Origin of the sequence: Streptomyces sp. NPDC102360 (assembly GCF_044766085.1) — a bacterium.
Classification (GTDB): Bacteria; Actinomycetota; Actinomycetes; order Streptomycetales; family Streptomycetaceae; genus Streptomyces.
Window position 1 is genome coordinate 14247 of the sequence record NZ_JBIWLG010000021.1, and the last position, 14129, is coordinate 28375.

General features: G+C 70.5%; 8 protein-coding genes. 2 read left to right on the plus strand and 6 right to left on the minus strand.

Annotated elements, in window-relative coordinates; all coding sequences use genetic code 11:
- The first annotated feature begins 194 nt into the window (after positions 1-194).
- Complete coding sequence (locus ACIRHA_RS41420) at positions 195-782, plus strand: sigma-70 family RNA polymerase sigma factor (RefSeq protein WP_403856761.1); 588 nt, start codon at positions 195-197, stop codon at positions 780-782.
- Positions 783-785: 3 nt separating this feature from the next.
- On the opposite strand, the gene ACIRHA_RS41425 is transcribed toward ACIRHA_RS41420, so the two are convergent.
- Positions 786-1730, minus strand: a complete 945-nt coding sequence (locus ACIRHA_RS41425) for a hypothetical protein (protein ID WP_403856764.1) — start codon at positions 1728-1730, stop codon at positions 786-788.
- Positions 1731-1941: 211 nt separating this feature from the next.
- Between ACIRHA_RS41425 and ACIRHA_RS41430 the strand changes: the two genes are divergently transcribed.
- On the plus strand, positions 1942-6333 hold the full coding sequence (locus tag ACIRHA_RS41430) for an FtsK/SpoIIIE domain-containing protein (RefSeq protein WP_403856947.1): 4392 nt from the start codon (positions 1942-1944) through the stop codon (positions 6331-6333).
- Positions 6334-6408: 75 nt separating this feature from the next.
- Here the strand turns inward: ACIRHA_RS41430 and ACIRHA_RS41435 are convergent, their stop codons facing one another.
- From ACIRHA_RS41435 to ACIRHA_RS41455, 5 genes are all read right to left on the minus strand, one after another.
- Positions 6409-7797: a hypothetical protein gene (locus ACIRHA_RS41435; protein WP_403856767.1), complete on the minus strand. Its 1389-nt coding sequence runs from the start codon at positions 7795-7797 to the stop codon at positions 6409-6411.
- Between the two features lie 40 nt (positions 7798-7837).
- Complete coding sequence (locus ACIRHA_RS41440; protein WP_403856770.1) at positions 7838-8278, minus strand: SMI1/KNR4 family protein; 441 nt, start codon at positions 8276-8278, stop codon at positions 7838-7840.
- Between the two features lie 49 nt (positions 8279-8327).
- Positions 8328-12779, minus strand: coding sequence for a DUF6531 domain-containing protein (locus tag ACIRHA_RS41445; protein ID WP_403856773.1), 4452 nt, complete (start codon positions 12777-12779; stop codon positions 8328-8330).
- Positions 12780-12948: 169 nt separating this feature from the next.
- A complete protein-coding gene (locus tag ACIRHA_RS41450; RefSeq protein WP_403856776.1) occupies positions 12949-13560 on the minus strand; it encodes a DUF4291 domain-containing protein in 612 nt (203 codons plus the stop codon).
- Positions 13557-14126: a hypothetical protein gene (locus ACIRHA_RS41455; RefSeq protein WP_403856779.1), complete on the minus strand. Its 570-nt coding sequence runs from the start codon at positions 14124-14126 to the stop codon at positions 13557-13559. The genes ACIRHA_RS41450 and ACIRHA_RS41455 overlap by 4 nt, the downstream gene beginning before the upstream one ends.
- Between the last annotated feature and the right edge of the window lie 3 nt (positions 14127-14129).

The window sequence follows — 14129 nt, forward strand, 5'->3', positions numbered from 1 at the left end:
TTGAGTAGCGTTTGTTCTCGCACCTTTCCTTGCGCGCGCGGGGTCCATGCGGGCCCGCGCGCCGGTGCCCCCCGCCCCCGGGGCGGCGCGGCGCCCCCCCCCCCCCCGCGGCGCCCCGCGGCGATGCCTGTCGGTTTGCTCCGCACCCGGCGGAACCCGTCTTCCCCCACAGACGATCCGGAGAGGAAAGGCCCTTGTCGGCCAGTGCTTCGCCCGAAGACCGGATACCCGGCCCCCACGCCGCGGACCTCCAGCCCGACGAATTCCTCAGAGCGCTCTACGAATTCCACGGCACCGCGCTGCTGCAGTTCGCCGCGCGGCGACTGGAGGGCGACTGGCACCGCGCCGAGGACATTTTGCAAGAAGTCGCCATACGGGCCTGGCGACATGCCGCGGAACTCGACCCGACCGCGGACTCGGCGCGGCCCTGGCTTTTCACCGCGCTGCGCAACCTCGTCATCGACGGCCACCGCGCCCGCCAGGCCAGACCGCCGGAGACCGGCGACCCGGAACTCGCCCACCTGCCGGTGTCCGACAACGTGGACCACATCCTCACCACCCAGGTCCTCGTCGAGGCGCTGGGGGACCTGCGCCCTTCCCAGCGCGAGGTCCTGCTGCACGTCCACTACCTCGGACGCACCGTCAACCAGACGGCCAAGGTGCTGGGCGTGCCACCGGGCACCGTCAAGTCCCGCACGTACTACGCCGCCCGCGCCATGCGCGAGGCGCTGAACAGGCGCGGTCTCTACGCGCACGGCGTGGCGGACAGCGAGGCGGCGTGACACTCAGGAGACCAGTCGTCCCGCATGGCGGGTGATCTCCAGGCCGAGCGGTCCGGTGTCGAGCGAGCCGTCCGCGCCGGCCTTCCAGCGCCAGCCGGTGGGCGCCTCGCCGAGCACGAGCAGGGCGTCCGTACGGCGCAGGCCCGTGAGCACCTCGTCCCGGCGCGGGAGTTGGGTGGCGTCCACGACGAACAGGTGGGGCACCTCGCCCTGCACGGCGAGCCGGCTGCTGCCCTCGATCAGCCGGAACACCTGCGTGACGTCGGCCGACCCGGCCGCCGGTACACCCGCGTTCGCCGACGCCGCACTGGCGAAGGCCTCCTCCAGGCTTGCCGCGCTGTGCAGCCGCGAGCTGCGCGTCTCGTCGCCCGCGAGGAGCCGGCCGTCGGCCACCGAGCCCACCAGCGTGACCTGGGCGAGCGCCCCCACGGGACCGGCGATCGCTTCGAGGACGAGGGCGCGCGCCATGCGGCGCACCTCGTCGTCCGGGCCCGTCACCGAGACGGGGCCCACCGCGCGGGACAGGTCGACCAGCACCCGGTCGGGCCCGGCCAGGCCCACCGTCACCGTCAGCGCGTACGGCAGGGCCGGCTCGCCCTCGGGTCCCGGACGGTGCAGATCGGCGGGCGAGATCGTCCAGCGCTCGCCGTCCTGCTCGGCCTTCCAGGGCGCGGGCGCGTTCTCCTGGGCTCCGGCGAGCAGCAGTCCCAGCCGCTCCTCCGAGTAGACGACCGCGTACAGATCGGGCAACGACCTGCCGGAGCGCAGGCATTCGCCCGTAAGGCGGCGCAGGCCCGCGTCGACCACGTCGAGCGCCGCCCGGCCCGTGACGGCGGCCGAGGCCTTGACGGGCTTCGGCGGGCGGTTCCGCAGCTCCGTGACGATCAGCACCGTCACCGCCGCGATCAGCGCAAGACCCAGCACCGCGGCCAGGACGTACCAGATCATCCACTGACTCCTTGTCACAAAACGGGAGCTGCACGGCCGCTGCGCCGTGCACCCGATGGCCTCTACGGCGCCGGTCGGCGGATGGTTCACCTGGGATGTCCGTGAACCATCCGCCGGCAGCACCCGTAGTCACGACAGTGGTACGGAAGCCGCCGACCGCGGCTGCCCAGGCCCGCATTCACCCTGGCTGGAGGACGTTTTCGTGTCGTTGATGTTGACCGTGGTCGAGGCGGGTGGTGACGCGTTCGACGTCCACCTCGACGCCGACCCCGACACGCCCATGAGCGCTGTCGCGGAGGCGCTGGCCGGGGCGGGAGGCGTCCACCGGCCCCCGGAGGGCCTCGGCCTGTACGCCGACGACCGGCTGCTGCCCTGGGACATGCGACTGCGGGACGCGCCGTTGCAGGACGCCTCCATCGTGGGTCTGGGCCGCCCGGCAGGCACCGCGGCCGCCGAACCCGACGGCCTCGTGGAGGTCCGTGTGGTCGGCGGCCCCGGCGCGGGCGCCGTGCACCGCATGGACATGGGGGAGTACCGGATCGGCCTCGGCCACGACGGCTCCGCCCAGGTGCTGCGCGCCGTCCCCGACCGCCCGTCCGCCGTGCTCACGATCGCCCCCGGAGGACGCTGCCGGATCGCGCCCGACGCCTCCGCGACGGGCGGCGGCTCCGTGCAGCTCGACCGCGAGGACGTCACCGAGTCCGTCGCCTGGCCGGTCGGCGCCCAGCTCCTCGTCGGCGACTGCCTGCTCGAACTCGCCCTGCCGCAGAAGCCGGACGCGGCCGTGCAGCCCTCCGAGGACGGCACCGGCTGGGACTACAACCGGCCGCCCCGGCTGCGGCCCGCCGAGCGCGCCACCCACTTCGCACTGCCCTCGCCGCCCGCCCCGCTCGCCGCCCGGCCGCTCCCGTGGATCACGGCGGCGGCCCCGCTGGTGATGGCCGTCGTCGGCGCGGTGGCCTTCAACCGCATGACTATGCTGCTGTTCGGGCTGCTCTCCCCGGTCGTCGTCGTCGGCAACTACGTGATGAGCCGGCGCTCCGGCAAGCAGTCCCACTCCGACAGGGTCGCCGAGTTCGAGGAGAAGAAGGCGCGCATCGAGGGCGACGCCAATGAGGCCCTGACGGCCGAACGCACCGCCCGCCGCCGCGGCTTCCCCGACCCGGCCGAGGTCGTCCTCACCGCCGTCGGCCCCCGCCGCCGCCTCTGGGAGCGCCGCGCCACCGACGCCGACTTCCTCGAACTCCGCGTCGGCACCCACGACATGGACTCCGAGGTCGTCCTCCACGACCCGACGAAGGACGAGCACCGCCGCCAGGACCCGTGGACCGCGTACGACGTGCCGGTGACGGTGCCGCTGCGCGAGCACCACGTCCTCGGCATCGCGGGCCAGGGCCCCGCCGCACGCTCCGTGGCCCGCTGGGCCGTCGCCCAGGCCGCCGTCCTGCACAGCCCCCGCGACCTCCAGATCCACCTGCTCACCACCGGCGAACAGGGCCGCGACGGCTGGTCCTGGCTGCGCTGGCTGCCGCACGTCCGCAAGAAGTCCGGCGACACCCCGGCCGCCATCGGCTACGGCACCGAGAGCTGCGCCCGGCGCGTCGCCGAGCTCACCGCGCTGATCACCGAGCGCGCCACGGCGACGGCGGCCGAACGGCGCGGCAAGGCCGCGGGACCCGACATCCTCGTCGTCCTCGACGGCGCCCGCAGGCTGCGCTCGCTGCCCGGCGTGACGCAGATCCTGCGCGAGGGCCCGGCCGTCGGCGTCCGCGCGCTCTGCCTGGACTCCGAGGAACTGCTGCTGCCCGAGGAGTGCCAGGCCGTCGTCGCCGAGGAGCCCGGCGGCACCATCCGGGTGGGCCGCTCGGGGCGTGGCACCGTCACGGGCGTCCGGCCCGACACGGTGTCCGTGGACTACTGCCGTTCGCTGGCCCGCGCGATGGGCCCGCTGCGCGACCCGGGCGGCGGCGACGATGAGGCCGCGGTGCTGCCCGCCTCCGCGCGGCTGCTCGACGTCCTCTCCCTCGACCCGCCGCAGGCCTCCGGTATCCGGGCGCGCTGGCTGGCCGGGGGCCGCTCGACCCGGGCGGCCGTCGGCGTCTCCCTCGACGGTCCGTTCCACCTCGACCTGAAGCGCGACGGCCCGCACGGCCTCGTCGCGGGCACCACTGGTTCCGGCAAGTCCGAGCTGCTCCAGACCATCGTCGCCTCCCTCGCCGTGGCGAACCGCCCCGACGCGATGACCTTCGTACTGGTCGACTACAAGGGCGGCTCCGCGTTCAAGGACTGCATGGACCTGCCGCACACCGTCGGCATGGTCACCGACCTCGACGCACACCTCGTCGAGCGGGCCCTGGTGTCGCTGACGGCGGAACTCACCCGCCGCGAGCACATCCTCGCCGCGGTCGGCGCCAAGGACATCGAGGACTACGTCGATCTCCTGGAGCGCGAGCCGAGGGCGGGCCACGTGCCGATGCCCCGACTCCTCATCGTCATCGACGAGTTCGCCTCGATGGTGCGCGACCTGCCCGACTTCGTGAAGGGCCTCGTCAACATCGCCCAGCGGGGCCGTTCGCTCGGCATCCACCTGATCCTCGCGACGCAGCGCCCCAGCGGCGTCGTCTCCTCCGAGATCCGCGCCAACACCAACCTGCGTATCGCCCTGCGTGTGACGGACTCCGGCGAGAGCCAGGACGTCATCAACTCCGGTGAGGCGGCCGGGATTTCGCAGAGCAACCCGGGCCGCGCCTACGTCCGGCTCGGCCAGAACTCCCTCGTGCCGTTCCAGTCCGGCCGCGTCGGAGGCCGCAGGCCCGGCGCCACGACGGTCTCGCTGCCCGCGCCCTGGGCGGTGGCGGTCGGCTGGGAACGCCTCGGCGAACCCCTCCCGACGCGGCCCCGCGCCGCCGCCGCACCCGCCGAGGTCGAGACCGACCTCACCGGGCTCGTCACGGCGATCCGCGAGGCCGACCGCGAGATGGGCATCCCCGCCCAGCACAGCCCGTGGCTGCCGCCGCTGCCCGAGGCCCTGGTCACCGGCGAACTCCCGCCGCCCGCACCCTCGGACTACGATCTGGCGCCCGTCGCGTACGGCGTCGTGGACCTGCCCGCGCAACAGGCCCGGCAGGCCCTGGTGATCGACCCGGCGACGCTCGGCCACCTGCACATCATCGGCTCGCCCCGCCAGGGCAGGTCGCAGACGCTGCGCACCATCGCCGGCGCCATGGCCCTCGCCCACTCCGCCGACAAGCTGCACATGTACGGCATCGACTGCGGCAACGGCGCGCTGCTGCCCATCGAGGGCCTGCCGCACTGCGGAGCCATCACCCAGCGCACCCAGCCCGACCGGGTGGCCCGGCTGCTCGCCCGGCTGACCGGGGAGCTCGGCCGCCGCCAGGAGATGCTCGCCGCCCGCGGCAGCGCCGACCTGGCGGAGCTGCGCCGCGCACTCCCGGAGGCCGAACGCCCGCCGCACATCGTGCTGTTCATCGACCGCTGGGAGGTCTTCGACAAGCAGCTCGGCGAGTACGACTCGGGCAACCTCCTCAACTCCGTGATGACCCTGCTCCGCGACGGCGCCAGCGTCGGCATCCACCTCCTCATGACCGGCGACCGCGCGCTGTTCTCCAGCCGCGTCAACGGCTCCACCGAGGACAAGCTCGTCCTCAAGCTGAACGAGAAGTCCGAGTACGGCCAGATCGGCATCACCCAGCGCAATGTCCCCGACGAGATCCCGCCGGGCCGCGCCTTCCGCGCCGCAGACAAGGCGGAGGTGCAGATCGCGCTCCTCACGGCGAACCCGGAGGGCCAGGCGCAGGCCGGGGCGCTCCAGCAGATCGCCGCGCACTGCCGCGAGCAAGCGGCTCATCTCCCGGCCACCACACGGCCGTTCCGCGTCGACACGCTGCCGGACCGGCTCACCTGGGAGCAGGCGATCCAGTACGTGCCGCGGCCGTTGCCGTCCGCGCGGTGGGCGCTGTCCGGTGTCGGCGGCGACGAACTCGCGGCGGTAGGCCCCGACTTCTCCGTCACGCCGACGTTCATCGTCTCCGGCCCCGCCCGCTCGGGCCGCAGCACCGTCCTGTCGACGCTGGCGCTGTCGCTGCTCTCCGTCGGCGCACCCATCGTCGTCGGCGCGCCCGCCAGGTCGCCGCTGCGCCGGCTCGCCGGACGGCCCGGTGTCCTCGCGGTGTTCGACGAGTCGGACATCGACCCCTCGGCCCTTGAACAGGCGCTCGGGGCTTCGCGGAAGGGCGCCGTGGTGATCCTCGACGACGCCGACCTGCTGCTGAAGTCGAGGGCCGAGCCCGTCCTCACCGAGATCGCCAAGACCGGTGCGGAGAACGGCCGCGGCCTGGTCCTCGCGGGCCAGACGGACCGCCTCTCCTCCGGCTTCTCCGGCTGGCACACGGAGGCCCGCCGCAACCGCTGCGGCCTGCTCCTGAAGCCGCAGAACATGAGCGACGGCGACCTGATCGGCGTCAAGATCCCCCGCAGCCGCCTGGGCGCGACCCGCCCCGGCCGGGCGATCCTGCACCTGGGTGACGGGGTGCTGAGGACGGTGCAGGTCCCGGAGACGGTGCTGCCGGCGGCCGAGGGCTGACCCGACGGGGACGGCATGCGCGAGGGCCCCGCACCGGCTTCGGCCGGTGCGGGGCCCTCTTCCGTGTCGCCCCGGTCAGGTGGTGCCGGGCAGGTAACTGTCGTCGTGCACCGGCGGGGTGGTGTGCCCGGTGAAGGCCAACGGCCCGTAGGCCAGGCCACCCACGCCCAGGGCGAAGCCGGCCACGTCCGTGCGGGTCCAGGCGTGGGTGAGGCCCCGCAGGCCGTCCAGGGTCGGCAGCCTCAGGACCGACGAGGGGGCCCGGAAGCCGTTCGCCAGGATGTTGGCCAGCACCGAACTCACCGCACCGGTCGGGTTCCGCATCGACCTGGCGACGAACGCGAGATCGTCGATCTTGGATCCGATCCCCTTCACCGCGTTGACGATGTCGGTGGGGAGCTTCCCGAAGTCCTTGCCGGAGATCCAGATGTTCCGGCGGACCTTCCCCAGGGCCTCGGGAATCTTCTTGAACTCGCCCCGGAACTCGTTGAACCCGCTGCTGACCTTGCTGATGCCGCCGCCCGCCCCGCCCACCTTGACCGCGGACGTGACCGACTTGGCGATCGAACCGACGCCCTTGAGAACGGCGCCGCCGCCGAGGAACAGCCCGATGCTGCTCAGCACGATGCCGAGGACGTTGAACTCGCCCGTCTCCGCGCTGATGGACATATTGATCCCGAACGCCGTCGCGCCGGTCACGAAGCTGCCGATGGTCAGGGCGAGTCCGATGCCCTGCAGACCGGGCACCAGCATGGCCAGCACGCCCAGCACTCCGCTGATGATGCCGAGGACGAAGCTGAACGTCTTGCGGATCTTCTCCCAGAGGCTGTAGCCGTCGACGGACTCGCCGCGGGCGTCGTCGAGTTTCTGGGCGGCGGTGGAGGCGTCCTGTTCGCGTACTTCGCGGGCGTCCTCGGCGAGCATGCGGGCGGCGTCGAGGTCGGCCTGCGCGTCGTCGGCGTGCCCCTGGGCGGTGGACTGTCTGCCGCGCGCCTCGTCCAGCGCGCGGCGGGTGCTCGCGCGGGCCTCGTGGTCGTCCGGCGGATGGTGCGCGGCGTCCAGCCGGCCGATGTCCGCACCGGCGGCCTTGACCACCTCGGTGGCCGACTCGAGCCGCGCCTTGGCCTCCCGGCCGTCCTCCAGCGCCCTGTCGGCGTTGCGCTGCTGGTCGAGCAGCGAGTGCGCGTACGTGTCGAGAGCGCCGGCGGCCTGGTCGTAGGAGCTGTGCAGCTTGCGGACCTGCTCGGCCAGATCACCGAGCTTGTCCCGGAGCTTGTCCATGGACTTGCCCTCGCCGACCTGGTTGTCCTCCAGCCGGGAGAGCAGGGGCAGGGCGTCTCCCGCGTCGTCGGCCACCGAGCGGTAGCCGCGCGCGAGTCTGCCGAGCATCTCCGCGTCGCCCGGGGTCGGGTCGTCGGAGAACCCGAAGACGTCTTCCCAGTCGGACACCGGCGGACGTGCCATGGATGTCACCTCACTATTCGTCGGCTCCCGGCACACTTCTTCAGAGGTGGCGGAACCAGTCCGGGTCGGCTGCCTGAGCGGTTCGGTTGAGATACTGCTCCATACCGTCGGCGACATTCATGCGGCTGTCGTTTTCGTGGTCCCAGACGTAGATGTTCGTTCCCGTCCCGGTCCGGGCGAAGGCGAACTGATCCCCGCCCCCGTTGTCGCCGAAGAAGAGAAGCGAGTCGAACGGCATGTAGAGCTCACGGATCGATTCGTCCGTGCGCAGGAAGGTGTTGTCCTCTTGGATCCTCTGCAGGTCCCAGACGACTCCGCCGCCGAACTCGTCACGTACGCCGTTGCTCTCGGACAGCAGCGCCTTGAGGTCGTCGGGGAACGGATGCCGCAAAGCCGCTTCGACGGCCGCGATGTCGTCCTGGAGGGCGGGGTCTGCGAGTTCCCACTCGACGCCGAGACGGTTGATGAGCTCTTTCCACATGTACGTCACCTTTGCGGAGGAAGTTTCCTGGGCGGGATCAAGACCGACGCTAGCGGACGGGCGGATCGAACTCCTTCCCGAACTTGGTGTCGATGTCGGTCGCCTTGTCCAGGAAATCCTGACGGGTCGCATTGGGATTACTCTTGTAGAAGGAATCCCACTCCTTGCGGATGCCGCTCAGATGGACCCTGCCGTTCACGGCCTGCGGAATACCGCGCAGGTTTTCCAGAGAGTTGATCTCGTCCCGCCTGAAGACGTTCGGGTACTTATTGAGGACCTGCTGTTCGATGGCGTGATGGATCACCATCGGCTTCCCCTTCTGGGCAGGGTTGGCGTTGAAGAACGTATCCCGGTACTTGTCCGATCCGTTCTGGCCAATCCTCGCCGGCTGGTGCCTGGGACGCAGGTTGTGACCCCCGCAGTTGGCGAGGCCCAAGGGGTCCATCGTCGTCCGCGGGTCGTCGGCATAGGCCACGGGGTTGGGCGCCGGCTCCAGCCCCAGTGGGTCCGGTGAGACGTAGCGTCCGGTCTCGGGGTCGTAGTGGCGGAAGTAGTTGTAGTGGAGGCCGGTTTCGGGGTCCTCATACTGGCCGGGGAAGCGGAGTGGGGTGACGGCCGTGGCATCCCGGTTGCGGGCGGTGGTGCCCCACAGAGTGGATCGGGAGCGCCAGGCGATGGCGCCCTGTTCGTCGACGAGTTCGGTGGGCGTGCCGACCAGGTCGGTGACGATGGAGAAGAAGCGGGAGTCGTACTCACCCTGGGTGAGGTCGCCGCCGGGGCGGGGTTTGCGTTCGAGCTGAGTGAGCGGCCGGTGGCCGTCCTGGTCCCAGGTGACGGTTACGCCGGTGACGGTGTCGGTCTGTTCGGCCAGGCAGGTTCCGTCCCAGGTGAAGTGGACTGCCTCGGTGACCGAACCGTCCTCCCCCATCCGGTACTTGGCGGTGCGGCGGCCGAGCGGGTCGTAGGTATAGCGCCACAGGACGCCGTCCGGTGTGACGCAGGAGAGGAGCCGGTCCTCGGTGTCCCATTCGTAGCGCCAGGTGTCGGGCTTCCTCGACAGGTGCTGCTTCTGGCGGAGCACCATGCGACCCGCGGCGTCGTATTCGTAGCGGACGCGGCCTGCGGTCTGGATGCGAGTGCCGGTGTAGGTGCGGTCGCCGATGGCCTCTGCGCGGCCCGCCTTCTCGGGCCAGGTCGCCGACGTCTGGTTGCCGGCCTGGTCGTAGGCGTAGGTCTCGGTCCAGCCGTCAGCGGTCACGGCCAGGGGGCGTCCGCTCCGGTCGAGTTCGAGGTGCTCGGCCCGGTTCGTCGCAGCGTCCGTGACAGCCGTGAGACGGTCGTCCGCGCGGTAGGTGTAACGGCGGTCGCGGAGGGAGTGGCCCTGCGCGACGAGGCTGTGGGCCACCGGACGACCGGCCGGATCCCAAGCGGTCCTGGCTTCCACGAGCGAGCCGTTGGCGCCCCAGACGCGGGTCAGTTCGCGGCCGAGAGCGTCGTGAGTGAAGCCAATACTGTGCCCCTCGATGGAGAGGGCATCGCGATTTCCGGCTGCGTCGTAGCCGAGTTCGGTGACGGCGCCGGTAGGGGTGGTGCGGGAGGTGCGTCGGCCGAGAGCGTCGTAGGTGAAGCAGGTGGTACGGCCGTCGACGGTCTCGGCCAGAACCCGTCCCATGACGTCCCGTTCGAGCTCCAGTGTTACGTGAGGGGAAGCTGCCCGGACGAGTGTCCCGCACGAGTCGTACGTGTACGACGTGGTCGTCCCCGCGATGTTCTTGGTCAGCAGATCACCGACGGGGCTGTACTGGAAGGCGACCTCCTCGCCCAGAGGAGTGGTGCGAGAGACCACACGGCCCACGGCGTCATGTGCGTACCCGACTTCGCGGTCGTCGAAATCGGACTCCGCTACGAGGTTGCCTGCGAGGTCGTAGGTGTAGTCCCAGGTCAGCCCCTGCGGGTTGGTGACCCGGGTGAGGCGCAGCTCCGCGTCGTAGCCGAAGGTGTAGCGGACGCCGTCCGGGCCGGTGCGGGCCACGAGCTTGTCGAAGTGGGTGTACTCGTAGCTGCTGGCGTCGCCTGCGGGGCCGGTACCGGTGAGGCAGTTGCCCTCCCCGTCCCACGTCATGCTCTCGCCGCGGCCGTCAGGCTCTGTTCGTTCCGACAGCCGACCCTCGACGGTCCACACGGTGCGAGTGGTCGCGCCCAGTGGGTCGGTGACGATCGTGGGACGCCCGAACGCGTCACGTTCGATCGTCGTCCGGCCCTCGGCAGAGGTGGCGAACACCAGGGGAAGGCCCGCGCCATCGACTTCGTACGCGGCCTGCGCACCGGCCGGGTCCGTCACCGAGGCGAGCGCGCCGGTGTCGTGATAGGCGAAACGGTCGGCGGTGCCGTCCGGGGAGGTGATGGACGTCAGGTTGCCCCGCTCGTCGTACTCGTGCCGCCATATCGCCCCGTCCGGCCTGGTCACCTCGACCGGCAGGTTCAGCTCGTTGTACGACGCGAACGAGTTGGCACCGTCCGGGAGACGGATCGCCGTCAGGTTCCACGTCTTGTCGTACGTGTACCGGGCGGTGTGCCCCAGCGGGTCCGTCCGCGACAGGAGGTTGTCGTAGCGGTCCCACTCGGAGGCGGTGGTGTGGCCCAGGGGGTCGGTCTCGGCGACGACCTGGTACAGGTCGTTGAGCTGGTAGACGGTGGTGGCGCCGCAGGCGTCGGTGTAGTAGGTGCGGAGCTCGACGGGGTCATAGGACCAGTGGGAGGAGAGGTAGCCGTCGGGGCCGATGGTCTCGGTGACGCGGTTCTCGTCGTCGTAGACGTACCGGTACGTGGAGTCGTTCCTGTCCGTCCACGAGGTGATGCGGTGCTGCTCGTCGTAGCCGAACACCATGGCCTTGCGAGACGAGTTCACCACGTGGGTGAGGTTGCCGTCGGCGTCGTGCTCGTAGGACATGACCTCGACGGGACCATCGGGAGTGGCGACCGAGAGGCCGGTGATCAGGCCGGTGACGCAGCGGACCTCGACGCGGTAGCCGCCGGAGTGCAGCAGCTCGGTCGGAGTGCCGTCCTCCAGGCGGTTGATGACGATGTCGTTGTCGTTGCGGTCGTGCCAACGCGTCAGCCAGAAAAGGCCGTTCTCGTCGTCGGGGTGGTCGGCGAAGGTCTGGACGATACCGGTGTGGGGGTCGGCCACGCGGTAGGTGACCCGGCCCGTGGTCTCGTCGGTTCCGGCACAGGTCAGCGGGAGGCGGGCGCCCTCGTCGGGCCAGACCGGGTCGGCGGACTCGTCGGCGGGCAGGCTCGGGTAGGTGAGGATGGACCCGTCCTCGCGGGTCCACCACACGCGCCCCTGGCCCTCGATCTCCAGGCGCTCGTCGAGTACGGAGGCCCAGGAGGGGCCGAAGAACTGGCCGTAGCGGTACGTCGACAGATACGTCCGGGAGATCGTCAACGGCAGCACGCCCGGCAGTTCCAGGTCGGTCTCGGGCAGAACCATCTCACCGCTGGCGACGTCGACCGGGTCGCCCGCACACTTGCGGTCGTTCAGACCCCGGCCCACGGCGCGATTGTTGACCGGCTTGGGGGACGAGGGCTTCACGCCCTTGAGGGCGGAGCCGAGTCCCTTGACGCCCTTGAGGAGTGCGCCGCCGCCGGCGACGAGTCCGACGATGCCGAGGACGATTTCGCCGATGTCCCAGTCGCCGGTCTCGGCCATGATCGACATGTTGATGCCGAGTGAGGCGGCGCCGGCGACGACGGCGCCGATGGTGAGCGCGATACCCAGGCCTTGCAGGCCGGGTATCAGAAGGGCGAGCACGCCGAGTACGGCGCTGATGATGGCGAGGGCCTTGCTGAAGGCCTTCTTGATTTTGTCCCAGAGGCTGTAGCCGGCGACGGATTCGTCGCGGGCGTCGTCGAGTTTCCCGGCGGCGACGGAGGCGTCTTCCTCGCGGACCTGGCGGGCGTCTTCGGCGAGCATGCGGGCGGCGTCGAGGTCGGCCTGGGCGTCGTCGGCCTGGGCCTGGGCGCCGGACTGTTTGCTGTGGGCTTCGTCGAGGGCGCGGCGGGTGCTGGCGCGGGCTTCCTTGTCGTCCGGGGGGTGCTTGACGCCGTCGAGGTGGCTGATGTCGGCAGTGACCGCCTTGACGACATCGGTGGCGGAATTCAGCCGGTCCTTGGCCTCGCGCCCCTTTTCCAGGGCGTTGTCGGCGTTGCGCTGCTGATCACGCAGCGAGTGCACATACGTGTCGAGGGCGCTGGCGGCCTGGTCGTACGAGCTGTGGAGCTTGCGGACCTGCTCGGCCAGGTCGCCCAGCTTGTCGCGGAGTTTGTCCATCGTCTTGCCCTCGCCGACCTGGTTGTCCTCCAGGCCGGAGACGAGGGGCAGGGCATCACCCGCGTTGTCCGCGACGGAGCGGTACTGGCGGGCCAGGTCTCCGAGCATGTCCGCATCGCCGGGGGTCGGGTCGTCCGAGAACCCGAAGACGTCTTCCCAATCGGACACCGCTGGACGCGCCATGGCCATCCCCCATCTTTCTTCTGGCCGGATCCGGGCAGACCGGTAACGGCTGCTGCGTTCGGTAACGAACAATCAGATTTCGTGCTCGCCACAGGAACTGCGTTTCCTCCTGCGGTATTTGCTCATCGTCTGCAATAGAGCCGGCGGGCGCCCTTCACGCATCGGCGCCGATTCGAGACCGCAGCGTCTGCGGGAGTTCGTACACCGTCTCCCTGGGCAGCAGACTTCTCGCCTCTTCTGTCTCCCCGTTACACACCCGTGCATGAATGCGGTGCGCCGGCGTGGTGACGTCGGTGATGCCAACCACCCATGCGTCGACGTACCGTTCCACCGCTTCGCCGGACAGGCCCACCTGTACCGCTTTGCGGTCGGTGCGATTGAGGTGCAGATCCCGGTCCGGGTCCCACTGCACCCGTACCGGGCTGAGACGTTTCTGCCGCTGCCACTCCTCCGCATCGGAATGAACCGAGCGGGAATGACTGCTGAGGCTCGCATGGGCCAAGGCCCACTCGAATCCCTCGCGTCGGATCTCCACCGCCAGAATGCGTTCCTGGGAGGGCTTGGAGGCCCAACCTGAGCGGTACATCATCCACAGGAAGGAAGGCTTGATCCAGGTCATGCGGTCGCGCTTGAACGGCGCGACGAAGGTTCCCGCTTCCAGCGCCGCATCGGCGACGGCGGGCGAGTACGCCTGGTACACCGTGATCGTCTCATCGGTGTACCAGGCGCGTACCGCCCGCTCCGGATGCCGCTCTTCCGCGCTCACGCCTTCCCCGGAATCCCGCCGCCGGACGAGGCGACCCACTCCTCGGTGCGCGACAGCTCGGGGCCCTGCACACTCGTGGCTCCCGCGGTGAAGGCGAGCCAGCGCAGTTCGTCGCAGCCGAAGAAGGACTCGCCCCAGGCGTCCACCCAGATGCGGACCTGCGACGGGCCTTCGCAGGTGGCGTCCCACCAGGCCCACCCCCGCGAGTACTCCTCGGGATCGAACCGGTACAGCCACTCCTGGACGTCCCACTCGGCGGCGCCCTTGAGTTCGAGGTAGCACCGCATTCCGGTCAGGGAGAACTCCGGCGCCTTCTCCGAGCCGCCGGAACCGATCGCGCGGAACCAAGCAGGAAGGTCTTCCTCCGGGAGGTCCGAATCGTCGAACTCGGCCGTTCCGGCCAACTCCAGAGCCACCTGGAGAACGGAGCGCAGCCGTTCCACGTAGGCCGCCGGTGAACCCTCCACCTGTGCGTCGAAACGCGACAGTACGGGCGGAGCCTCCTTGGCCGACGGGCCGCTCCTGACCCGGCGCAGCTCTTCCGCGACACTTTCGAGATCGTGCATCAT

Excerpts from the sequence above, each read along its gene's own strand:
- ACIRHA_RS41440 (WP_403856770.1), bottom strand. The coding sequence starts at position 8,278 with ATGTGGAAAGAGCTCATCAACCGTCTCGGCGTCGAGTGGGAACTCGCA.
- ACIRHA_RS41430 (WP_403856947.1), top strand. The coding sequence starts at position 1,942 with ATGTTGACCGTGGTCGAGGCGGGTGGTGACGCGTTCGACGTCCACCTC.
- ACIRHA_RS41435 (WP_403856767.1), bottom strand. The coding sequence starts at position 7,797 with ATGGCACGTCCGCCGGTGTCCGACTGGGAAGACGTCTTCGGGTTCTCC.
- ACIRHA_RS41455 (WP_403856779.1), bottom strand. The coding sequence starts at position 14,126 with ATGCACGATCTCGAAAGTGTCGCGGAAGAGCTGCGCCGGGTCAGGAGC.
- ACIRHA_RS41425 (WP_403856764.1), bottom strand. The coding sequence starts at position 1,730 with ATGATCTGGTACGTCCTGGCCGCGGTGCTGGGTCTTGCGCTGATCGCG.